This window comes from uncultured Polaribacter sp. (assembly GCF_947500975.1).
Lineage (GTDB): Bacteria > Bacteroidota > Bacteroidia > Flavobacteriales > Flavobacteriaceae > Polaribacter.
This window is the reverse complement of record NZ_CANMUE010000006.1, coordinates 16,808-40,785: the sequence shown is the minus strand read 5'-3', so window position 1 is coordinate 40,785 and position 23,978 is coordinate 16,808. Positions and strand designations below refer to the sequence as shown.

The following is a 23,978-nucleotide window of genomic DNA, read 5'->3' as shown; positions in this document are numbered from 1 at the left end:
TCCAATTGGAAAGGTTTTTATTAAAATATATCTTGTCTAAGATGGTTCTTCACCGTCTAATAAAGGCGTTGTTTGCATTACGAAGTCTTGACCATGTAAATAATCGCTATCATCATCTTCTGGATCTACTCTTTTACTATAGTCATATGCCCATCTATGAACTTCAGGTATCTTTCCTGGCCAATTACCATGAATGTGCTCAACAGGTGTTGTCCATTCAATAGTATTAGAGTTCCAAGGATTCTGTGGAGCCTTTTTACCTCTATAAATTGAAATAAAGAAGTTAGCAATAAATATAATTTGAGATAAACCTCCAATTAAAGCAAAAATTGTAATTACCACATTAACATCAGCTAAATCATCAAACATTGGAAATGCAGTATTTGAATAATATCTTCTTGGTAAACCTGCTAATCCAATAAAATGCATTGGCCAGAATACTCCATAAGCACAAATTATTGTAATCCAAAAGTGCCAATAACCTAATGTTTTATTCATCATTTTACCATACATTTTTGGAAACCAATGGTAAATACCTGCATACATACCAAATATAGCAGAAACACCCATTACTAAGTGGAAATGCGCTACTACAAAGTAAGTATCATGAATTGCAATATCTAATGCAGAATCTCCTAAAACCAAACCTGTTAAACCACCAGTAACAAAAGTTGAAACTAAACCAATAGAAAATAACATTGCTGGGTTTAATTGTAAATTACCTTTCCACAAAGTAGTAATATAATTAAATGCTTTTACTGCTGAAGGAATTGCAATTAATAATGTTGTAAATGTAAATACAGATCCTAAGAAAGGGTTCATTCCTGAAATAAACATATGATGACCCCAAACAATAGTAGATAAAAATGCAATTGCTATGATAGATAAAATCATTGCTCTATATCCAAAAATTGGTTTTCTAGAATTCGTTGAAATAATTTCTGATGTAATACCTAATGCTGGTAATAAAACAATATATACTTCTGGGTGACCTAAAAACCAAAATAAATGTTCAAACAATACAGGTGATCCTCCTTGATAATGTAGTACTTCTCCAGAAATAAAAATATCTGATAAATAAAATGAAGTACCAAAACTTCTATCAAAAATTAATAATAAAGCTGCAGATAATAATACTGGGAAAGAAACTACACCAATAATTGCTGTAATAAAAAATGCCCACATTGTTAATGGCAACCTTGTCATTTTCATACCTTTTGTTCTAAGGTTAAAAATGGTAACAATATAATTTAAAGATCCAATTAAAGAAGATGCAATAAAAATAGCCATTGAAACCAACCATAAAGTCATACCTGCTCCAGAACCTGGAATTGCTTGTGGTAATGCACTTAAAGGTGGATATATTGTCCAACCTGCAGATGCTGGTCCGGCCTCAACAAATAAAGATATTACCATAAGTGCACTTGATATAAAGAACAACCAATATGATAACATATTTAAAAAACCAGAAGCCATATCTCTAGCACCAATTTGTAAAGGAATTAAAAGGTTAGAAAATGTACCACTTAAACCAGCAGTTAATACAAAAAACACCATAATAGTACCGTGTATTGTTACCAGTGCTAAGTACATATCAGGGTTCATTACTCCATCAGTTTGATGTGGCCCCAAAAAAGCTTCAATGATTGAAAATGATTCTTCTGGCCATGCAATTTGCATACGGAATAACATAGACATAAATACACCAATGATTCCCATAATCATACCAGTTACTAAGAACTGCTTTGAAATCATTTTATGATCTTGGCTAAATATATATTTTGTTACAAATGTTTCTTTATGATGATGATCTGACATAATCTTTTTATTTGTAGTGTCTTAATTTAATTATTTAATGATTGTTGCTAATGTTGGTTGCTCTGCAATCCATTTGTCGTATTCTGCTTGTTCTACAACAGTAATTTTCATTTGCATATTGTAGTGAGAAGCTCCACAAATTTTATTACATAATAATAGATAGTCAAACTCATAAGGATCTTCTCCTTTAGCTTTTCTGACTTTATTAATTACTGCTGTTTTTGCTACTACTTCAGATTGTTGTCTCATTTCTGCAGTAGTATATTTTGGTGTAAAACCAAACTCAGTAACCATACCCGGAACACAATTCATTTGTGCTCTAAAGTGTGGCATATATGCTGAGTGTAAAACGTCTTGAGAACGGAATTTAAAATGTACTTTTTTTCCTTTTGGCAAATATAATTCTCTAACTGGTTTGTCATCTTGAGAATTTTCATCGTTCATGTCTACACCAATAGAATTAATTCCTTTAATGAAATTTACGTTTCCTAATCCTAATGTATTGTCTTCACCAGCATAACGTGCTTGCCAGTCAAATTGTCTTGCATATACTTCAATAACAATGGAATCATCATCGTCTGATAAATCCATAACAGTATTCCATTGCCATAAACCATAACCGATTAACAAAACTAAAACAACAGCTGGTATTATTGTCCAAATAATTTCTAATTTATGACTATCAGCAAAAAACTTTGCTTTATTTTCTTTCTTTCCTCTATACTTAAAAGTAAAATAGAAAATTAAGAATTGCATAATAAACTGAACAATTCCAATTAACCAAAAAGTGATGTTAAATAAATTATCATCGTGCTCACCTTCAATAGAAGCAGATTCTGGTAACATTAAGACATTCATGAATATTAAACAATAAATCATAATCGCATAGAAAAAAGCCATAAAAGCTAGTGCTATTTTTCCTTGAGTAGCATTGTCCTTATCAGTAGCAATTGTACCACGTAAGTTCATTATTCTGGTTAATTGCCAGAAACTTACACCAATTGCAACACCTATAAAAATATAAAATAGAGCTAACATATTTATCTCGTCTTAATTATTTTAATTCAATTATTTATTAATGATGATCCGATGATCCTTCTCCTCTGTGTTCGATATTGTAATAGTGATAATGCTCACTTTCCTTTAAGAAAGGATTACCTGTTGGTATTGGGTTTGCTTTAGCAAATGCACTAAATGTTGCATAAATAAAAATTCCAATAAAAAATAATACTGCACTAATTTCCGGAATTCCAATACCCCATTGAGCACCAACTGTTGCTGGCATAACCATTACAAAAATATCTACATAATGACCTGTTAATATAACAATACCTCCAATTACAACAAACCAAGGTATACTCTTAAAATCACTATTAATTAATAGTAATATTGGAAATGCAAAGTTCATTGCTACCATTCCTAAAAATGGTAATTTGTATTCGTTAAATCTTGCTACAAAGTAAGTAGTTTCTTCAGGGATATCTGCATACCAAATTAACATAAACTGTGCAAACCATAAGTATGTCCAGAATACTGAGAAGCCAAACATATATTTAGTTAAATCATGTATATGACTATCATTAACACCTGGTAAAGCATTTTTTGAACGTAAATAAATTGTTGTAAATGCAATTACAGTTAATGCACTTACTAATAAACTTGCCAAAACGTACCAAGCAAATAATGTAGAGAACCAGTGAGGGTCTAATCCCATAATCCAATCCCAAGACATCATAGATTCTGATAACATAAATAAGAATAAGAATCCTACAGAAACATTATAACTCTTTTTATAAGTTTTATGACCATCATTTGCAGTATCTTCTTTGATAGAATTTCTACGGATAAACCATCTGTAAGTATTCCAAATAACTAAATATACAATACTTCTTATTGTCCATCCTGGTATATTCATCCACCAAGATTTACCATCAATAATTGGATCATAATTTGGGCTTGTTGGATCAAAAATACCTTCACCCATCCAAGGGAATAAATGATTCATATGCATTGCAGAAGTGATAATAATCACTAACATTAAAATAGAGGTAGGAACAATATTAGCCGTTATTGCTTCCATCACTCTAAATAAAACGATAGACCAACCTGCCTGAGCAACTCTTTGGATTGCATAAAAAGCTAAAACTAATAATGTTATCCCTAAAAAGAAAAACAATGCTACATATACAGCAGCCCAAGGTCTGTTTTGTAATTGATGTAAAACATGTTCTGCGTGAGCATCATCATGATTTTCCCCATGTTCTTCAGCAGTTACATGTGATTCTTTAGAACTATGATTTACTGCTTCATCATGCGTGTGCGATACACCTTCAACTTGATGATGTTCATCTTTTACAGTTTCACCATGTTCAGCTCCGTGAGCATCTCCATGTGAAGATGATTGATGTGCTAAAATTTCTTTTGCATCTTCAATAGTTTTAGGTGCATTATAAAAGCTTAATGCAATACCTAAAGCACCTAAAATAATTAGAGCAATTGAGAATGTTTTTAATTTACCTGAGAATTGATACATATCTTTCGTATTCTATCTTTTTGTAATTATTTTGCTAAATCTGTACGTAATTTTTCTACGTAATGTACTATTTGCCAACGTTCATTATACGTTAGTTGAGATGCGTGAGAACCCATTAAGTTTTTACCATACATAATAACATGATAAATACTTCCTTCTGTTATATTTCTTGCTGCATCATCATATCTAGGAATACCTTCAAATTTTTCTCTTTGAGATAAAACTCCTTGACCATCACCTTTATTACCATGACAAGTTGCACAATAAATAGTGTACATTGCTTTACCGTTTTCTAAGTTAGCTTCTGTAGCCTCTAAAGGGTTTTTTAATTCTGCTTTTGCTTTGTTATAACCTTCTAAAGTATTAGGAATATCATAAGCAGGATGACCACCTCTTGCAATTGTACCTGCAACAGGTTTAGAGTTTACAGCTTTGCCTTTTATACCTTCTACACCATTGGCATCATAAGGCACAGATTCATACATATCTGGCATATATTGTACTTGTGGTGTACGTTTATCATTACAAGAAACAATACTTGCAAAAATTACTAAAGCGATAATTAATTTAAAATGTTTCATTATCTGTTTTCTTAGTGCTTGTCTACTACATTAATTTCTACAGCTCCTGTTTTTGATAATAATGCAGTTAATTCATCAACATTATTATGTACTGGAATTTCCATTAAAAAATGGTCATCTGTAGTTCTTGGATCTGGATTTTCAGCTTCTTTAAATGGCCAAATTCTACTTCTCATATAAAAAGTAATAACCATTAAGTGAGCTGCAAAAAACACTGTTAATTCAAACATAATTGGCACAAAAGCAGGCATGTTTTCAAACCAAGAAAAACTTGGTTTACCTCCAATATCTTGTGGCCAATCTTGTATCATCATATAATTTGTCATCCAAATAGCAACACACAAACCAGTAATACCATAAAAAAATGCAGTAATAGCTAATCTTGTTGGTGCTAATCCCATAGCTTTATCTAAACCATGAACAGGAAAAGGACAAAATACTTCTTCTATATGATGATGTTCTGCTTTTACAGCTTTTACTGCATCCATCAGTACTTCATCATCATTATAAAACGCATGAATAACTTTTGATGATTCCATAATTATCCGTTTATTAAATTTTTAGCTTGTTTAGCCCAATCATCACGCTCAGCTCTTCCTGGGAAAGAACCAGTGATACTGTCTAACAAGTCATATTCTTTTTTAGTCATTTTGCTTACTTGCTCAAAAGTAAATAAGCCAATATCATTTAATACACTTTCTAATTTAGGTCCCACTCCACTAATTTTCTTTAAGTCGTCGGCCTTTTGTGTTTTAGAATCAAACACTCCAATTGTACTAAATAAACTTTTTAATTTATCTGCTGAATCTTTAACAGTATTAGAAACTTCATCAACAATAGAAGTTCCATTATTTACATCTTTTAAAGGTTTTGCAATTGCTTTATGAGCATCTGGCCCCATAACTACATTATTACCATCTCTTCTCTTTTTGTAAAATTCACCTGAAGATTTTAATATTGTTTTTACTTCTGCTTGAGCAATTACAGGGAAAGTTCTTGCATATAATAAGAATAATACAAAGAAGAATCCTATTGTTCCAATAAAGATACCAACGTCTACAAACGTAGGCTCAAAACGCCACCAAGTTGATGGTAAATGACCTTTACTTAATACAATTGCAATAATATCAAAACGCTCAAACCACATACCAATATTAATAAATATTGAAATGATAAAAGACCAAATAAAACTTCTTCTAATTTTCTTAAACCATAATAACTGAGGTGTTAAAATGTTAAAGAATAATAGTGAATAAAATGCCCAAGCATAAGGTCCTGTTGCTGCACCTACAGATAAGTAAGTATAGTTTTCGTAAGGTGAACCTGTATACCAAGCAATAAAAAATTCAGTTGCATATGCTACAGCTACAATTCCACCAGTTAAGATAATTACAATGTTCATATATTCTACGTGTAAACGTGTAATATAATCTTCCATATTAGTAACTTTTCTCATAATACCTAATAACGTTTGTACCATTGCAAATCCTGAAAAGATTGCTCCTGCAACGAAATAAGGTGGGAAAATTGTTGAGTGCCAACCTGGATTGATTGATGTAGCAAAGTCCATAGATACAATTGTATGTACAGAAAGTACTAATGGAGTTGCTAAACCTGCCAATACTAAAGATACTTCTTCAAAACGTTGCCAATCTTTTGCTCTACCAGACCAACCGAATGATAACAAAGCATATATTTTCTTTTGAAAAGGTTTTACTGCTCTATCTCTAATCATTGCAAAATCAGGCAACAAACCTGTCCACCAGAAAACTAATGATACAGATAAATACGTTGATATCGCAAATACATCCCATAATAATGGTGAGTTAAAGTTAACCCAAAGTGATCCAAATTGATTTGGAATTGGCAATACCCAATATCCGTTCCAAGGACGTCCCATGTGAATAATTGGAAACAATCCTGCTTGAAAAACGGCAAAGATAGTCATTGCTTCTGCAGAACGGTTTATGGCCATTCTCCATTTTTGACGGAATAATAATAGTACTGCAGAAATTAAGGTTCCTGCATGACCAATACCTACCCACCATACAAAGTTTGTGATATCCCAAGCCCATCCAATGTTCTTGCTTAATCCCCAAACTCCAATACCTGTTCCAACTGTGTAAAAGATACATCCAAATCCCCAAAGCATTGCTGCTAAAGAAATATAGAATGCCATGTACCAATTCTTGTTTGCTTTACCTTCTATAGGTTTGGCAATGTCTTCGGTAATGTCGTGATAACTTTTATCACCTAATACTAAAGGTTCCCTTATGGGTGCTTCGTAATGAGACATATTTAATTACTTAGTTTTTATTTATAGTTTTAAAGTTAATAAGTTAAATGAGTATTCTTTTAACTTATTAACTTTTATACACCTTTTATGCTTCGTTCGTGTTTTTAATTTTAACCTGATAAATTACATTTGGTTTTGTCTGTAAGTAATCTAACACGTTATACGCTCTTTTATCTTGTGCTAATGCAGCAACTTTATCTTCTTTGTTATTTACATCACCAAAAACCATAGCGCCTGTTGTACAAGCAGATGAACAAGCTGTTTCAAACTCATCTGTATTTACTGCTCTACCTTCTTTCTTAGCTTTTAAAATTGTTGCTTGTGTCATTTGAATACACATAGAACATTTTTCCATAACCCCTCTAGAACGAACTACAACATCAGGATTTAACACCATTTTTCCATACTCATTGTTCATGTTAAAATCAAACTCGTTATTATTAGAATAATTAAACCAGTTAAATCTACGAACTCTATATGGACAGTTGTTTGCACAATATCTTGTACCTACACATCTATTGTATGCCATTTGGTTTTGTCCTTGACGACCATGTGAAGTTGCAGCAACTGGGCAAACAGTCTCACAAGGAGCATGATTACAGTGCTGGCACATCATTGGTTGAAAAGTAACTTCAGGATTTTCAGCTTCCGTTTCTAACGCTCTATACGTATCTCCTCTGCTTAATCCTAATTCTTTTGCTTCTTCTCTAGTTTCTACTTCAGAAGAATAATATCTATCAATACGCAACCAGTGCATATCTCTACCAACTCTAACTTCATTTTTACCTACAACAGCAACATTGTTCTCTGCATGACATGCAACAACACAAGCTCCACACCCTGTACAAGATGTTAAATCTATAGATAAATTAAAGTGATGACCAACTTCTCTGTTGTGTTCATCCCATAAATCAATAGTATTTGCTTCTACTTCTTGATGATCATAAGAAACATAAGATGGTTTATTCCAACCATTTTTGTGATCTTTAGGAGCAACAGTTTTATATTCTTTTAAAGAAGCAACTTTTAAAATATCATGACGACCAGCAATTGTTTTTTGTACTTGTGTACAAGCAAATTTATGGGTTCCTGATACTTTTTCTATAGCTACATTATATTGTATGTTATTACCTCCATTATATAAAGGGTAAGCATTAACACCTACTTGCATTTCTTCTTTTAATCCGAAAGTTTTACCATAACCAAGTGCCAACCCAAAAGAACCTTTTGCTTGACCAGGTTGCACCATTACTGGAACTGTAACAGAAACTCCATTAACAGTTACTTTTGCATAATCGCCATCAATAGCTCCATTATCTTTTACAGGGTTTGAAAAACCTAATTCTCCAGCATCAGCAATAGACATCATTAAGTAGTTATCCCAAGATGCCCTTGTAATTGGATCAGGAAACTCTTGTAACCAAGGATTGTTTGCTTGCTTACCATCACCTAAACCAGTTTTGGTGTAAAAATTTAATTCGAAACCTGAAGCACTTTTTGCTGAACTTGCTAACGCAGAAGCAATACTTGTAACATCAACTGCAGATTCAAATAAATCTTCAGATTGAATACTTTTTACATTATAAAATCCATTATGCAAAGCTTTATTCCAAGAACTACTTCCTAAAATATTAGTAATAGCAAAATCTTTTAAGTACTCGTAATAAGAGGTTGAATTTCCAGACCATTTTAACAACGTATCTTGAATTTGACGTGTATTAAATAAAGGCTGAATTGTTGGCTGCGTTAAACCATAAGTAACTGAATCAAACTGTGTATCTCCCCAAGATTCTAAGAAATGTGGGGTTGGTAATGCAAAATTAGATGCATTTACTGTTTCGTTATTTTCAGTTGATAATGCTACTGATAATTCTATTTTTTTTAATCCATCAGAAAAACCAGATGAATTAGCTAATGAATATAAAGGATCTACATTGTAAGAAATTAATCCTGCAACTTTACCCGCTTTCATATCTGAAATTAATTGTGCAACTTCTACATCATTTCCTTGACGAATATTTAATGTATTTACTGTATCAATAATTTCACTATTTAACGCTTTGTTAATTGCTAAAGCAACTAGTTGCGCATTTTTATCATTTAACCCTGTTAAAACAACAGCTTTTGAACCTGCTTTTTTTAATGCTTTTACAGCATCATTTACTTGTGAATCAACTGGTGTTACTTTTGAAGGAACACCTGCACCAGTAATAGCATTATAAACATTTAGCAATGCAAAAACTTGATCTGAAGGCTTTAAAACCACACGTTTATCAGAATTTGCACCAGTTAAAGACATATTACTTTCAAACTGAACATGATAAGACATATGGCCAGTTTCTGGCTTTCTACCAGCAATAAATTGTTTTTCGAATCCACCATGAAAATCACCTAAAAAATCTGCTCCAAACGAAACAATTGTTTTTGCTTTATCTAAGTGATAATTTGGCAATGCACGTTCACCATGCATTGCTAACATTGCTTCTGCCGCTCCAGACTCTGAAACTGCATCATAAACAACGTGTTTTATATTAGGATTATTTACAACAAACTCTCCAATAATTTTATCTGTAGAAGGACTAGCCATAGATCCTGTTAATAATACAACAGGTTTATTTGCTAATTTTAATTCATTTAATTTAGCTCCAATTTCTTTATCTGCATCTGCCCAAGTAATTGTTTTACCAGCTTTTGTTGGCTCCTTTAACCTAAGCTTTTCATCATATAAAGACAAAACAGAAGCTTGTATTCTAGCACTTGTTGTACCATTTGCTTCTTTATTTGGCATTATTTGGATTGGACGACCCTCACGTGTTTTAACTAACACATTTGCAAAATCGTAACCATCAGCAATAGAAGTAGCATACCAATCTGCAACTCCAGGAGTAACATCATTTGGTTTTACAACATAAGGTATAGATTTTCTTACTGGACCTTCACAAGCAGCTAAAGATGCAGCAGCAGTAGTAAAGCCAACATATTTTAAGAAATCTCTTCTTGAAGTAGATGAATTTTCTAATGTTTCTTTATCACCTAAAAAATCATCTGTAGCAATTTCTTCTACAAACTCATTTTTACTTAACGTTTCAACAATAGAACTCCCTTTAAGTTCCTCAACACTTTGCCAGTATTTTTTGTTTGAAGCCATTTATACTTTTTATTTAATGATTGAAAGATTTAAAAACCAAATAATTTTATAATCTTTTAATTTTTTATTTTTGAATTAGTAATGACATTTTCCACATTCCTTACCGCCTAATTGAGCAATAGTAACTTGGTCTACATTATACTTTTTAGCTAACTCTTTATGGATTTTTGCGTAATACTCATTATCCTTTAAATCCACTTTTGTGTCTTTATGACAATCGATACACCAACCCATTGTAAGTGGAGAAAATTGACGCATTTCATCCATTTCTTCTACAGGTCCATGACATTTTTGACATTTTAAACCTGCAACAGTTACGTGTTGAGAGTGATTAAAATAAACAAAATCCGGCAAGTTATGAACTCTAATCCATTTGATAGGTTTCTCTACCCCAGTATACTCCAACTCTTCCGCATCCCAACCAGCAGCTGCATATACTTTTTCAATTTCTTTATCCAACTCAGCTTTACCATAAGTAACACCATCCCATTCTACTTTTGTATCTTCTGATACTTCTGAAATATTTTTATGACAATTCATACAAACATTTACAGATGGAATACCCGAAGTTTTACTATGTTTTGCTGATGAGTGACAATATTGACAATCAATCTTATTATCTCCAGCATGAATTTTATGTGAAAAAGCAATTTCTTGTAAAGGCATATAACCTTCATCTACACCAACCTTAAACAAAGTTCCAAAAAGAACATAAGCTCCAATTAATAATCCAAAAATAGTACATAGAACTTTTAAGAATGTATTTTGCTTAAACCCTTCCCAAACTTCACCTAAAGAAGCAATTGCACCCGGTGTTTTTGGAGCTCCTTTTAACTCGCTAATTGTTTTTAATAAACTAGCAATAATTAAAAAGGCAACAATAATAGCGGCAGCTAAAATATAGATTAACCATTTTGGACTACCATCACTTCCAGTAGAAGCTCCCGCTCCTATCTCATTTACTACACCTGGTTTTGGCGGATCACCTACAGTTGTGTAGTATAAAATATCGTCTATTTGTTTATCTGACAACTGAGGAAAAGCAGTCATCGCACTTGTATCAAACTCAGCAGCTTCTGCAGCATCTGCATTCACTTTTTGAAACTCAGCATTGTTTTTAATCCAAGATTTTAGCCAATCATTTTCTCTTCTCTCCTCAACTTTACCTAAAGCAGGCCCTACTAACTTCTTATCTAACTTATGACAAGATGTACACAAAGATTTAAATAATTTTCTACCTTCTGTTTGACGTGCAGCATCTACATCTTGCGAATAAGAAGATATGCTAAATGCAAAAAACAGAATGATTGTAAAACTCTTAAGAAGTAGTGTAGTTAATCTACTGTGTAATGGTACACTTTTCATATTTACAAACTATTTATAGTATCGTATTAAAAATAGTTCAAAAAACGGTTTTTGAACAGTTGTACAAAAGTACTACTTATTGCTAAATTTTAAAAAGCTAAAGGAACGTTAAATATTAATTTATAACTATTCTAAATAATCTTTTTTTCAATTTTTTAACAATCAACTCGTTACTTTTGTGTAAATTATTTTTAATATGAAAAGAAAAAACATTTTTAACTTTATACTTCTGTTTCTTTTAGCTGGAACTACAAGTTTTTATGCTCAAAATGAAACAAATAGCAGCGAACAGATAAAAAACTTAATTGCTAAAAAAAGAGAGTTTAATAAACAATATAGTTACGGATATAGGATTCAAATTTTCTATGGAAAAGAAACAAGGGCAAAAAGTATTCATAATAGGTTTAAAGTAAATTATCCTAATATTTATTCAAAATTAAATTATGATCAGCCTTACTGGAAAGTTCAAGTTGGGAACTACAAAACTAAATTAGAAGCTGATAGAGCAATTGCCAGATTTTCTGATAAATTTTCTGGATTAATTATTATTCCATTAGGTAAATAATCAAAAACTACTCATAAAAAAAGCCGAAATTCAAATGGATTTCGGCTTTTTATTTTTTATAAAATAATAAGTTTATTTCAACTTCTTTTTAACTGCTACTTCTTTGTAAGCTTCAATAACATCTCCTACTGCAATATCATTATAGTTTTTAATTTGAATACCACAATCATATCCTTTTGCTACTTCTTTTACATCGTCTTTGAAACGTTTTAAAGAAGTTAACACTCCGTCATGAACTACAATTCCATCTCTAATAATTCTAATTTGAGAGTCTCTAAATATTTTACCAGACATTACCATACAACCAGCAATATTACCAACTTTAGATATTTTATAAACTTCTCTAATTTCTACATTACCAGAAACTTCTTCTTTCATTTCAGGAGATAACATTCCTTCCATTGCATCTTTTAAGTCGTTGATAGCGTCATAAATAATAGAATATGTTCTAATATCTACCTCTTCTCTATCTGCAACCATTCTTGCATTTCCTTGAGGGCGTACATTAAATCCAACAATAATTGCGTCTGATGCAGTTGCCAATAACACATCACTTTCTGTAATAGCACCAACACCTTTATGTAAAATGTTTACTTGTATTTCTTCAGTTGATAATTTCTGGAAAGAATCTGTTAAAGCTTCTACAGAACCATCTACATCTCCTTTTAAGATGATGTTTAATTCTTTGAAATCTCCAAGCGCAATACGTCTTCCAATTTCATCAAGAGTTAATGTTTTTTGAGTTCTTACAGATTGCTCACGTTGTAATTGAGAACGTTTAGATGCAATTTGTTTTGCTTCTCTTTCATCATCAAAAACTACAAATTTATCTCCTGCTTGTGGCGCTCCATCTAAACCTAAAATTGACACTGGCGTTGACGGACCTGCTTCTTTTAAGTTATTACCTTTATCATCAAACATTGCTCTTACTTTACCACTGTGTTTACCAGCTAACAAGTAATCTCCAATTTTTAAGGTTCCGGCTTGTACTAAAATAGTAGAAACATAACCTCTTCCTTTATCTAATAAAGCTTCTACAACAGCACCTACTGCGTTTTTATTAGGGTTTGCTTTTAACTCTAAAATTTCAGCTTCTAATAATACTTTTTCTAACAATTCTTGAACACCTGTTCCATGTTTTGCAGAAATATCTTGCGATTGGATGTTTCCACCCCATTCTTCAATTAGCAAATTCATTTGAGATAATTGTGTTTTTACATTATCTGGATTTGCATTTGGTTTATCAATTTTATTAATAGCAAATATGATAGGAACTCCTGCAGCTTGTGCATGAGATATTGCTTCCTTTGTTTGTGGCATTACATCATCATCAGCTGCTGCAACAATAATTACTAAATCTGTTACTTGAGCTCCACGTGCACGCATTGCCGTAAAGGCTTCGTGACCAGGAGTATCTAAGAATGCAATTTTTTGATCTCCAACATTTACTGAATATGCTCCAATATGCTGTGTAATTCCACCACTTTCTCCTTCAATAACATTTGCTTTTCTAATATAATCTAATAAAGAAGTTTTACCATGATCTACATGCCCCATTACCGTAATAATTGGTGCACGTGTAATTAAATCTTCTGGTTTATCTATTACTTCTTCAATAGATTCTTCTACTTCAGCACCTACAAATTCTACCTTATGATTAAACTCTTCAGCAACAATTACCAATGTTTCAGCATCTAAACGCTGATTCATTGTAACCATCATTCCTAAAGACATACATGCAGAAATAATGTTAGTTACAGGAACTTCCATCATTGTAGCAACCTCACTTACCGTAACAAACTCTGTTACTTTTAAAATTTTATTGTCTAATGCTTGAGCTTCTAGTTCTGCTTCTGTATGCTCTCTGTGAGCTTCTCTTTTATTTCTTCTGTATTTAGCTCCTTTACCTTTAGAAGATTTTCCTTGAAGTTTTTCTAGTGTTTCTCTAACTTGCTTCTGGATTTCTGCTTCTGTTGGCTCTTCTTTTTTAACTGGAGTACTTCTACCATTACCTCTTCCACCTCTAAAATTAGACCTATTTCCTTGTCCACCTCTGTTCCCGATTGGTCTTCCTACACCACCTCCGCCTGTTGAACCTGGCTTGCTAATTCTTTTACGCTTTTTTCTATCTGTACTAGAATTTGCAGCTTTTTTAACTTCAGGTTTTTTCTTTTTAGGTTTTTCAAACTGCTTTAAATCGATAGTTTTTCCAGTAATTTTTGGCCCATCTAATTTTTTATACTGAGTTTTTATTGCTTCGGCATTTTCTGCAGTTATTTCTACAGGAGCTTCAGTTTTTTTATCTTTTTGAACAGTTTTAACCTCCTCTTTTTGAACTTTAGGAGCTTCTTCTTTTACTGTTTTTTCTTTTATCTTATCTACTTTTGGAGTATCAATTTTTAAGGTATCAACAATAACAGGAGCTTTAATAATTGGTCTTTCAATTTTAACCTCTTCTTTTTTAGGAGCTTCTTTTTTTGCTTGAACAACCTCTTCTTTTTTAGCTTCTACCGGTTTTGATTCTTCTTTTTTAACTTCGGTTTTTTTAGTACCAATATTATCAAGATCAACTTTACCAACAGTTTTAAATGCTAATTTTTCTGCTTTGGCTTTAAGAACTTCTTCTTTCTTCTCCTCCTTTTTATCTTCTAAAGCTCTTTTCTTTTCTAACTTAGCTTCAAGTTCTAAACGAATAGCTTCTTTCTCTTTACGTTTTTCTTCTCCAACTTCTTTAGATGCTGCTTTTTTATTAGCATCTGTTTCAAAGCCATCAAGTAACACTTGATAAACATCACCAGAAATTTTAGTAGTTGGCCTTGCTTCTATTTCATGACCTTTACTTGCTAAATATTCTACTGCTCTATCAAGAGAAATATTAAACTCTCTTAAAACTTTATTAAGCCTTGTTGTTTTGCCTTCAGACATATATTATTTTTTAACCCTTTAATTGTGTAAAAATATGATTTTTTACTTTATTTTTTGCACTAAATTATTCTTCAAATTCTTCTTTCAAAATTCTTTGAACATCTAAAATAGTTTCTTCTTCTAAATCGGTTCTTTTTACTAATTCAGCAACACTAGCTTCTAAAACACTTCTTGCAGTATCTAAACCAATTTTCTTGAATTCTGTAATTATCCAATCTTCGATTTCATCCATAAATTCTGTTAACTCTACATCTTCTTCCTCTAAACCTTCTCTTTGAACGTCTATTTCATAACCTGTTAACTCACTTGCCAAACGTATATTTACACCACCTCTACCAATTGCTTTTGATACTTCTTCTGGCTTTAATAAAACTTTTACACGTCCTTTTTTACCATTCTTTTCTTCTTCGTAAGGTAAAATCTCCATTGAGGTTACTTTTGCAGGACTTAATGCTCTTGAGATAAATAATTGTTCGTTTTTAGTATAATTGATAACATCAATGTTTTCATTACCTAATTCGCGTACAATACCATGTATTCTTGAACCTTTAACACCTACACAAGCTCCAACCGGATCTATTCTATCATCATAAGAATCTACAGCTACTTTTGCTTTTTCACCTGGAATTCTTGCAACTCCTTCAACAGTAATTAAACCATCAAAAACCTCTGGAATTTCTTGTTCAAATAACTTATTTAAAAATGCTGGTGATGTTCTTGATAAAATAATTGTAGGTTTATTACCTCTTAATTCTACCGTTTTAATTACACCTCTAACATTATCTCCTTTTCTAAAAAAATCTGAACGTATTTGCTCACTTTTTGGCAATACAATTTCATTTCCTTCATCATCCAATAAAATAATTGCGTTATGACGAATATGGTGTACTTCTGCCGTATATAAATCTCCTTCTAAATCTTTAAATTGCTTAAAAATATTAGTACTATCGTGCTCATAAATTTTAGAAATTAAGTTTTGACGTAATGCTAAAATAGCTCTTCTTCCTAAATCTACTAATTTAACTTCTTCAGATACGTCTTCTCCTATTTCAAAATCTGGCTCAATTAATCTTGCTTCAGCTAATTCAATCTCTTCATTATCATCTTCAGAAAAACCATCTGCAACTACAACTCTATTTCTCCAAATTTCTAAATCTCCTTTATCTGGATTAATAATAATATCAAAATTTTCATCTGATCCAAACTTACGTTTTAAGGTAGCTCTAAATACTTCTTCTAATATAGACATTAATGTTACCCTATCTATACTTTTATTATCTTTAAATTCTGAAAACGAATCAATTAACGCTATATTTTCCATTACATCTTTTGCTTAAAATACAATCTTCACTTTTGCTTCTTTAATATCTTTATGATCTATAGTTGCTGTTTTTTCTACAGTAACTTTTCCTTTACCTATTGGTTTTGGTTCTCTTGCTTTCCAAGTTAACACTATATTTTCATCATTTGCAGCTACTAAAGTACCTTCTAAATCTTCTTCTGCCAACTTTACTTTTAGTATTCTACCAATATTTTTGATGAATTGTCTCTTTAATTTTAATGGGTGAGAAATATCTGGTGTTGATACTTCTAAAGAAAAGTCTTCTTCTTCTCTATCAAAACTATTATCAACAGTTCTGCTAATTCTAATGCATTCGCTTAGTGGAACTCCATTATCTCCATCTATAGTAACCTGAATTTTATTATTTTCAGAAATTACTACATCTATTAAATATAATGATTCATTGAGTTCTAAAGCCTCATCAATTAAATCTCTAACCTTGGTTTCATTCATCTTAAAATATAAAAAGAGGGGACTTTTAAGTCCCCTTCATTTTTTCATTTGATATGATTTTCGCTGCAAATATACTAAATGTTTGGAAATTACCAAACTGAGCGCTAAGTATATCTTTATGTAATTACAAAATATAATCTGTACTTATAAAATTAGATGTTTTCTTATCTAACAAATCTTGTAAAATTGCATTATTATATTCAGTGTCTTTAGAAGCTAAAAAAGTTCTAATTGAAAAAGAACGTAAAGCATCATGTACACTTAAAGTAGCTACGGCAGAATCTTTTCTTCCTGTAAAAGGATACACATCTGGTCCTCGTTGACAAGAACTATTTAAGTTTACTCTACAAACTAAATTTACAAGCGTATCAATTAACGGTGATAACGTTTTTGCATTACTACCAAAAACACTTACTTGTTGCCCATAATTAGATTCTGCCATATCATGTATAGGCTCATCAATACTTTTGAAAGATAAAATTGGGGTTACTGGCCCAAATTGCTCTTCTTCATACACTCTCATATCCTTTGAAACTGGGTACAATACTGATGGAAAAATATAATTACCTGTTCTTTCTCCTCCTTTTTTATTGATGATTTTTGCACCTTTTTCAATAGCATCATCTATTAATTCTTGAATATAATCTGGCTTACTTGGTTCTGGTAAAGGTGTTAATTTTACACGTTCTTCCCAAGGATTTCCGAATTTTAAAGCATCTACTTTTGCAGAAAAACGTTTGTTAAATTCCTCCACAATATTTTCATGAACATACAACACTTTTAAAGCAGTACATCTTTGACCATTAAATGAAGTTGCACCTGCTAAACATTCACTTATTGCTAAATCTAAATCTGCATCTTCTAAAACAATTGCTGGGTTTTTAGCTTCTAAACCTAAAACCAAACGCAATCTGTTTTTTTGAGGATGATTTGCCTGAATTGCATTAGCAGATTTACTATTACCAATTAATGCTAAAACATCTACTTTACCAGATTTCATTATAGGTGTTGCCAAAGTTCTACCTCTACCATAAATAATATTTACAACTCCCTCAGGAAAACTATTTTGAAAAGCTTCTAACAAAGGCGACAATAATAATACCCCATGTTTTGCTGGTTTAAAAACAGTTGTATTTCCCATAATTAAAGCAGGAATCAGCAATGCAAAAGTTTCGTTTAAAGGATAATTATAAGGGCCTAAACACAAAACTACTCCTAATGGACCACGTCTAATATGTGCATGAACTCCGCTGTTTTTTTCAAACTTAGCAGAATCTCTATCCATTTGTTTATAATCTTCAATAGTGTCGTAAATGTATTCTATAGTTCTATCAAATTCTTTTTCAGAATCTGGTTTTGCTTTCCCAATCTCCCACATTAAGAGTTTTACAATTTCAGCTCTTTTTGTTTTCATTTGAGCAACAAACTTTTCCATAGCTGCAATTCTTCCTTCTACTTTCATAGTTGGCCATAAACCTTGCCCTTTACCATATGCATTAACAGCAGCATCTAAAGCTTCTAAAGCTTCATTTGCTCCCAAATTTGGAACGGTACCTAATAATGTTGGCTGGTATTTTTCTGTAGATGAAATAGTTGATAAAACATCAGCTGTATCTCCGTTCCATTCTTTTAACTCACCATTAATCAAATATGTTTTCTGATGTAAAAGTGACGTTATTTTATATTCGTTTGGAATTTCTTTAAAAGTATTCATTGTAATTTTATTTTAATCAATTGTCTAAATATTTATATACAATTGACTATTATCTTATCATCAAAATTAGTTAAATTAAGCTCAAAACAAGTAATTTCTATTTAAAAAACACGAAATTGTTTTCGACGTTAATTTAAAAATTAAACTAAAAATTCAAACAAATCTGGCTTATTGTTTAAATAGTCGCCAAAAAACTTTTTTTCTTTCATTCTTTGAATCAAAGGCTCTAAGTCTTCAGACGAACTCAGCTCTAACCCAACAACAGCTGAACCATTTACTCTATTATTCTTTTTAGTATATTCAAAATGAGTAATATCATCATTTGGGCCTAAAATTTCAGCTACAAATTCTTTTAACGCTCCTGCTCTTTGAGGAAACCTTAAAATAAAATAATGCTTTAAATTTGCATACAACAAGGCTCTTTCTTTAATTTCTGCCGTTCTTGTAATATCATTATTACTACCACTTACAACACAAACTACATTTTTATCTTTTATCTTATCTGCAAAAAAATCTAACGCAGCAATACTTAAAGCACCAGCAGGCTCTACAACAATTGCATCTTTATTATATAAATCTAAAATTGTTTGACAAATTTTACCTTCAGGTACAGTAATAACTTCATCTAAATTTTTCTGACAAATTGCAAAGTTTAGATCTCCTACTTTTTTTACAGCTGCTCCGTCTACAAAGGGGTCAATCTTCTCTAAAATTGTGTTTTTTTTGTTTTTAATAGATGTTAGCATTGATGGAGCCCCAAATGGCTCTACACCAATAATTTTAGTTTCGGGAGACAATAATTTAAAAACAGTAGACAATCCGGATGATAAACCTCCACCTCCAATAGGCACAAAAATATAATCTATTTTCTCTAGTGATTGTTCTAAAATTTCTAATCCAACTGTTGCTTGTCCTTCAATTACTTTTTCATCATTAAAAGGATGAATAAAAGTTTTGTTCTTAGCATCACATTCTAATTTAGCTGCATTAAAAGCATCATCAAAAGTATCTCCTCCAATAACCACATCAATAAAATCTTCGCCAAACATTTTTACTTGGTTAATTTTTTGATTAGGTGTTGGTGATGGCATAAAAATAGTTCCTTTTATCTGTAATAATTTACAAGATAAAGCAACGCCTTGGGCGTGATTTCCAGCACTTGCACAAACAATTTCGTGTTGTTTTTCATCATTATTTAAAGAAGACATTTTATTAAAAGCCCCTCTAATTTTATATGAACGTACAACTTGTAAATCTTCTCTTTTAAAAAAAATATTTGCATTAAACTGCTTAGAAAGATTGTTGTTTTTACTTAACGGTGTTTTATAAGCAACTCCTTGTAAATTATCTGCTGCAGTTTTTACACCCTCTAAACTTGGAAAAAAAATTGGTTCTGTTTGCATATTCAAATGTAAAAAGAAAACCTGTCAGAATTTAATTTCTGACAGGTTTTATAAAATTTAAAAATCTTTGTAAATTATGCTGATTTTATCACTTTCATTGCTGTCATAGAAGCTCTTAATTTAGCACCTACAATTTCTACAGGGTGATTTCTAATAATCGCATTAATTTTAATTAACTCTTGATTATCAACATCGTTTTTAGAACTGAATGGTTTACCAATTACGTTTGTAGAAACCGTTTTCATAAAATCAGTTAATAAAGGTTTACAAGCATGATCGAATAAATAACAACCGTATTCTGCCGTATCAGAAATTACACGGTTCATTTCTGCTAACTTCATTCTTGCAATTGTATTTGCAATTAATGGCGTTTCGTGTAAAGATTCATAATATGCAGAAGCATCTATAATACCTGATTCTGTCATTGCTTCAAAAGCTAATTCAACACCAGATCTTACAAAAGCAACCAATAAGGTACCGTGATCAAAATATTCTTGTTCAGAAATTTCATCCGAAGTTATTTCTTGCTTTTCAAATGCAGTTTCGCCTGTTGCAGCTCTCCAAGTTAATAAGTTTACATCATCATTAGCCCAATCTTCCATCATTGTTTTAGAAAAATGACCTGTCATAATATCATCCATATGTTTTTGAAACAATGGACGCATAATATCTTTTAATTCTTCTGATAATCTAAAAGCTTCTACTTTTGCAGGGTTGGACAACCTGTCCATCATGTTTGTAATTCCACCATGCTTTAAAGCTTCTGTTACAGTTTCCCATCCATATTGAATTAATTTAGCTGCATAACCAGCATCAATTCCTTCTGCTACCATTTTATCAAAAGATAAAATTGCTCCTGTTTGTAACAAACCACATAAAATAGTTTGTTCTCCCATTAAATCAGATTTTACTTCAGCAACAAAAGAAGATTCTAAAACTCCTGCTCTATGACCGCCAGTTGCAACTGCATAGGCTTTTGCTTGTGCCCAACCTTTTCCTTGTGGATCATTTTCTGGGTGAACCGCAGTTAATGTTGGTACACCAAACCCTCTTTTATATTCTTCTCTTACTTCAGATCCTGGACATTTTGGCGCAACCATAATTACCGTTAAATCTTCACGAATTTGCATTCCTTCTTCAACAATATTAAAACCATGAGAATACGCTAATGTTGCTCCTTTTTTCATTAAAGGCATTATTGTTTTCACAACATTAGTATGTTGCTTATCTGGTGTTAAGTTGATTACTAAATCGGCATTTGGTAATAACTCTTCATAAGTTCCAACAGTAAATCCGTTAGATGAAGCATTAACAAAAGATTGTCTTTTTTGTTGGATAGCAGCTTCTCTTAAAGTATAAGAAATATCTAAACCAGAATCTCTCATATTTAAACCTTGATTTAAACCTTGGGCACCACAACCCACAATAACAATTTTCTTTCCTTCTAATGCGCTTACTCCGTCTTCAAATTCTGAAGCATCCATAAAACGACATTTTCCTAATTGTTCTAATTTTTCTCTTAATGTTAATGTGTTAAAATAATTTGACATTTTAATTTATTTAGTTGTTGTATGTTTCTAATAATGTAGAAATTTTCATTTCTTCTTTGGTTATCCCAATTAAACCAGAACGAGTATATTGCATAATACCAAAAACACTTAACTGATTATATAACTCTACTATTTCATCTTTTTTTCCAGATTTCTCTAGCACAAAAAAGTCTTTATTTACAGTAACAATTCTTGCGTTACTCTCTTTAATTATATTTTGAATTTGACGTTCTTCAAACAATAATTCAGATTTAATTTTAAATAAACCCGAAATTTGATAAATAATATTATCTAAATCATGATAATACGCCTTTATTACCTCTACTTGCTTTTCTAACTGACCGATAATTTTCTTAACATTATCCTCTGCCATATTTACAACAATTGTAAATTTAGCAACACCTTCTATTTCTGATGGAGAAATATTTAAACTCTCTATATTGATTCCTCTTCTTTGAAAAATTGCAGAAACCCTGTTTAGCAATCCTATATTATTCTCAGTATAAACTGATATGGTAAATAATTGATTTTCTATATTCATATTATGATAATCTTACATCTGAAACACTTGCTCCTGTAGGAATCATTGGAAACACATTTCCTTCTTTTTCTACACAAACCTCTAAAAAATAAGCCTCTTTACTTTCCATCATTTCTTTAACAGCATCTGCTAAATCTTCTCGTTTTGTAACTTTTCTTGCTTTTATATAATAGCCTTCTGCTATGGCAACAAAATTTGGGTTTACCATTTCTGTTGATGCATAACGCTTATCAAAAAATAACTGTTGCCATTGACGCACCATTCCTAAGAAATCGTTATTTAAAACCACCACTTTTACAGCTGCTTTTTGCTGAAAAATAGTTCCTAATTCTTGAATCGTCATTTGGTAACCTCCATCTCCAGATATAGAAACTACTTCTCTATCCGGGGCAGCCATTTTTGCTCCTATCGCTGCTGGTAAACCAAAACCCATTGTACCCAAACCACCAGAAGTAATATTACTTTTGGTTTTATTGAACTCTGCATATCTACAAGCAATCATTTGGTGCTGACCAACATCAGAAACTATTGCGGCATTACCTTTACTATAAATATTAATTTGATTTAAAACCTCACCCATTGTTAAACCTTCTTTGGTTGGATGTATATCGTTTTTTATTACTTTTTCATATTCTACTTCATACAAATCTTTAAATTTTTGATGCCAATCTGTATGAGAGTTTTCATTTATTAAAGGTAAAATTGCTTCTAAGCTAGCTTTTGCATCACCTAAAACTGCAACATCTGTTTTAACATTTTTATCTATTTCTGCAGGATCTATTTCAAAATGAATCACTTTTGCTTGTTTAGCATACTCATCTAACTTACCAGTAACTCTATCGTCAAAACGCATTCCAACTGCAATTAAAACGTCGCATTCATTAGTTAAAATATTTGGTGCATAATTACCATGCATACCAACCATACCAACATTTAATGGGTGTCTAGTAGGTATTGCAGAAGCACCCAAAATCGTCCACGCAGAAGGGATTCCTGCTTTTTCAATAACCGCCTTAAAAGCTTCTTCTGCTTCACTTAAAATTACTCCTTGCCCCCAAACAACTAAAGGTTTCTTAGCTGAATTTATTAATTCTGCTGCAGCTTTAAGAGATGAAATATTTGTTTTAGGAACTGGAGAATAACTTCTTACTTTTGTACACTTTTCATAAGAAAAATCAAATTCTTCTATTTGCGCATCTTTAGTAATATCTACCAAAACAGGTCCAGGTCTACCGCTTCTTGCAATGTAAAAAGCTTTAGCTATTACTTCAGGAATTTCAGACGCTTTTGTTACTTGACAGTTCCATTTTGTAACTGGTGTAGAAATACCAACAATGTCCGTTTCTTGAAATGCATCACTTCCTAATAAATGAGAAAAAACCTGACCCGTAATACACACCATTGGTGTAGAGTCTATTTGTGCATCTGCAATACCGGTAATTAAATTGGTTGCACCAGGGCCTGACGTTGCAATAGCAACACCAACTTCGCCAGAAATACGAGCATACCCTTGCGCAGAGTGAGTTGCACCTTGCTCATGACGTGTTAATACATGATGGATTTTATCTTGATATTTATACAACTCATCATAAACAGGCATAATTGCCCCTCCAGGATAACCGTACAAAATCTTAACCCCTTCTTCTATAAGGCTTCTAACAATTGCCTCGCTACCAGAAATACGTTCAGTAGTTTTAGTAGATTTTTCTTTGTTTTTTATGGTTTGTGTTTCCATATTATAAAT

Annotated in this window: 17 protein-coding genes; 1 reads left to right on the top strand and 16 read right to left on the bottom strand. The window is 31.8% G+C overall.

All coding sequences use genetic code 11. The features are described 5' to 3' along the window. Window positions 1–36 precede the first annotated feature (36 nt). The 8 genes from Q0733_RS08030 to Q0733_RS07995 form a co-directional block, all read right to left on the bottom strand. Complete coding sequence (locus Q0733_RS08030) at window positions 37–1,818, bottom strand: cbb3-type cytochrome c oxidase subunit I (protein WP_298781086.1); 1,782 nt, start codon at window positions 1,816–1,818, stop codon at window positions 37–39. 30 nt (window positions 1,819–1,848) lie between these two features. Next, entirely contained in the window at window positions 1,849–2,856 is a 1,008-nt protein-coding gene (locus tag Q0733_RS08025) for a cytochrome c oxidase subunit II (protein ID WP_298781083.1), read from the bottom strand. A 37-nt stretch (window positions 2,857–2,893) separates the two neighbouring features. After that, on the bottom strand, window positions 2,894–4,351 hold the full coding sequence (locus Q0733_RS08020; protein ID WP_298781081.1) for a quinol:cytochrome C oxidoreductase: 1,458 nt from the start codon (window positions 4,349–4,351) through the stop codon (window positions 2,894–2,896). A gap of 26 nt (window positions 4,352–4,377) precedes the next feature. Then, complete coding sequence (locus tag Q0733_RS08015; RefSeq protein WP_298781078.1) at window positions 4,378–4,932, bottom strand: cytochrome c; 555 nt, start codon at window positions 4,930–4,932, stop codon at window positions 4,378–4,380. 11 nt (window positions 4,933–4,943) lie between these two features. Continuing rightward, on the bottom strand, window positions 4,944–5,471 hold the full coding sequence (locus tag Q0733_RS08010; protein WP_298781076.1) for a DUF3341 domain-containing protein: 528 nt from the start codon (window positions 5,469–5,471) through the stop codon (window positions 4,944–4,946). Window positions 5,472–5,473: 2 nt separating this feature from the next. After that, complete coding sequence (gene nrfD / locus Q0733_RS08005; RefSeq protein WP_298781074.1) at window positions 5,474–7,228, bottom strand: NrfD/PsrC family molybdoenzyme membrane anchor subunit; 1,755 nt, start codon at window positions 7,226–7,228, stop codon at window positions 5,474–5,476. Between the two features lie 85 nt (window positions 7,229–7,313). Further along, window positions 7,314–10,376, bottom strand: coding sequence for a TAT-variant-translocated molybdopterin oxidoreductase (locus Q0733_RS08000; RefSeq protein ID WP_298781072.1), 3,063 nt, complete (start codon window positions 10,374–10,376; stop codon window positions 7,314–7,316). 75 nt (window positions 10,377–10,451) lie between these two features. Beyond that, window positions 10,452–11,741: a c-type cytochrome gene (locus Q0733_RS07995; RefSeq protein WP_298781069.1), complete on the bottom strand. Its 1,290-nt coding sequence runs from the start codon at window positions 11,739–11,741 to the stop codon at window positions 10,452–10,454. 196 nt (window positions 11,742–11,937) lie between these two features. On the opposite strand from Q0733_RS07995, the gene Q0733_RS07990 reads away from it, so the two are divergent. Further along, window positions 11,938–12,306: an SPOR domain-containing protein gene (locus tag Q0733_RS07990; protein ID WP_298781066.1), complete on the top strand. Its 369-nt coding sequence runs from the start codon at window positions 11,938–11,940 to the stop codon at window positions 12,304–12,306. A gap of 72 nt (window positions 12,307–12,378) precedes the next feature. Here the strand turns inward: Q0733_RS07990 and infB are convergent, their stop codons facing one another. From infB to ilvB, 8 genes are all read right to left on the bottom strand, one after another. Beyond that, complete coding sequence (infB, locus tag Q0733_RS07985) at window positions 12,379–15,231, bottom strand: translation initiation factor IF-2 (RefSeq protein WP_298781064.1); 2,853 nt, start codon at window positions 15,229–15,231, stop codon at window positions 12,379–12,381. Window positions 15,232–15,295: 64 nt separating this feature from the next. After that, on the bottom strand, window positions 15,296–16,552 hold the full coding sequence (gene nusA, locus Q0733_RS07980) for a transcription termination factor NusA (RefSeq protein ID WP_298781061.1): 1,257 nt from the start codon (window positions 16,550–16,552) through the stop codon (window positions 15,296–15,298). Window positions 16,553–16,564: 12 nt separating this feature from the next. Further along, the gene (gene rimP / locus Q0733_RS07975; RefSeq protein WP_298781059.1) at window positions 16,565–17,026 is read right to left on the bottom strand and encodes a ribosome assembly cofactor RimP; all 462 of its coding nucleotides are present in this window, start codon (window positions 17,024–17,026) and stop codon (window positions 16,565–16,567) included. 124 nt (window positions 17,027–17,150) lie between these two features. Further along, window positions 17,151–18,740 (bottom strand): NADP-dependent glyceraldehyde-3-phosphate dehydrogenase, encoded by a 1,590-nt coding sequence (locus Q0733_RS07970; RefSeq protein ID WP_298781056.1) that lies wholly within the window; start codon window positions 18,738–18,740, stop codon window positions 17,151–17,153. Between the two features lie 140 nt (window positions 18,741–18,880). After that, entirely contained in the window at window positions 18,881–20,143 is a 1,263-nt protein-coding gene (gene ilvA / locus Q0733_RS07965) for a threonine ammonia-lyase IlvA (RefSeq protein WP_298781053.1), read from the bottom strand. Window positions 20,144–20,217: 74 nt separating this feature from the next. Next, window positions 20,218–21,693 (bottom strand): ketol-acid reductoisomerase, encoded by a 1,476-nt coding sequence (ilvC, locus tag Q0733_RS07960; protein WP_298781051.1) that lies wholly within the window; start codon window positions 21,691–21,693, stop codon window positions 20,218–20,220. A gap of 10 nt (window positions 21,694–21,703) precedes the next feature. Beyond that, entirely contained in the window at window positions 21,704–22,234 is a 531-nt protein-coding gene (gene ilvN / locus Q0733_RS07955; RefSeq protein ID WP_298781048.1) for an acetolactate synthase small subunit, read from the bottom strand. 1 nt (window position 22,235) lies between these two features. Beyond that, complete coding sequence (gene ilvB, locus Q0733_RS07950; RefSeq protein ID WP_298781046.1) at window positions 22,236–23,969, bottom strand: biosynthetic-type acetolactate synthase large subunit; 1,734 nt, start codon at window positions 23,967–23,969, stop codon at window positions 22,236–22,238. Between the last annotated feature and the right edge of the window lie 9 nt (window positions 23,970–23,978).

What these genes read in the sequence shown, in the direction of transcription:
- Q0733_RS08030 (WP_298781086.1), bottom strand. Translation starts at nt 1,818, where the DNA reads ATGTCAGATCATCATCATAAAGAAACATTTGTAACAAAATATATATTT.
- Q0733_RS08025 (WP_298781083.1), bottom strand. Translation starts at nt 2,856, where the DNA reads ATGTTAGCTCTATTTTATATTTTTATAGGTGTTGCAATTGGTGTAAGT.
- Q0733_RS08020 (WP_298781081.1), bottom strand. Translation starts at nt 4,351, where the DNA reads ATGTATCAATTCTCAGGTAAATTAAAAACATTCTCAATTGCTCTAATT.
- Q0733_RS08015 (WP_298781078.1), bottom strand. Translation starts at nt 4,932, where the DNA reads ATGAAACATTTTAAATTAATTATCGCTTTAGTAATTTTTGCAAGTATT.
- Q0733_RS08010 (WP_298781076.1), bottom strand. Translation starts at nt 5,471, where the DNA reads ATGGAATCATCAAAAGTTATTCATGCGTTTTATAATGATGATGAAGTA.
- nrfD (WP_298781074.1), bottom strand. Translation starts at nt 7,228, where the DNA reads ATGTCTCATTACGAAGCACCCATAAGGGAACCTTTAGTATTAGGTGAT.
- Q0733_RS08000 (WP_298781072.1), bottom strand. Translation starts at nt 10,376, where the DNA reads ATGGCTTCAAACAAAAAATACTGGCAAAGTGTTGAGGAACTTAAAGGG.
- Q0733_RS07995 (WP_298781069.1), bottom strand. Translation starts at nt 11,741, where the DNA reads ATGAAAAGTGTACCATTACACAGTAGATTAACTACACTACTTCTTAAG.
- Q0733_RS07990 (WP_298781066.1), top strand. Translation starts at nt 11,938, where the DNA reads ATGAAAAGAAAAAACATTTTTAACTTTATACTTCTGTTTCTTTTAGCT.
- infB (WP_298781064.1), bottom strand. Translation starts at nt 15,231, where the DNA reads ATGTCTGAAGGCAAAACAACAAGGCTTAATAAAGTTTTAAGAGAGTTT.
- nusA (WP_298781061.1), bottom strand. Translation starts at nt 16,552, where the DNA reads ATGGAAAATATAGCGTTAATTGATTCGTTTTCAGAATTTAAAGATAAT.
- rimP (WP_298781059.1), bottom strand. Translation starts at nt 17,026, where the DNA reads ATGAATGAAACCAAGGTTAGAGATTTAATTGATGAGGCTTTAGAACTC.
- Q0733_RS07970 (WP_298781056.1), bottom strand. Translation starts at nt 18,740, where the DNA reads ATGAATACTTTTAAAGAAATTCCAAACGAATATAAAATAACGTCACTT.
- ilvA (WP_298781053.1), bottom strand. Translation starts at nt 20,143, where the DNA reads ATGCAAACAGAACCAATTTTTTTTCCAAGTTTAGAGGGTGTAAAAACT.
- ilvC (WP_298781051.1), bottom strand. Translation starts at nt 21,693, where the DNA reads ATGTCAAATTATTTTAACACATTAACATTAAGAGAAAAATTAGAACAA.
- ilvN (WP_298781048.1), bottom strand. Translation starts at nt 22,234, where the DNA reads ATGAATATAGAAAATCAATTATTTACCATATCAGTTTATACTGAGAAT.
- ilvB (WP_298781046.1), bottom strand. Translation starts at nt 23,969, where the DNA reads ATGGAAACACAAACCATAAAAAACAAAGAAAAATCTACTAAAACTACT.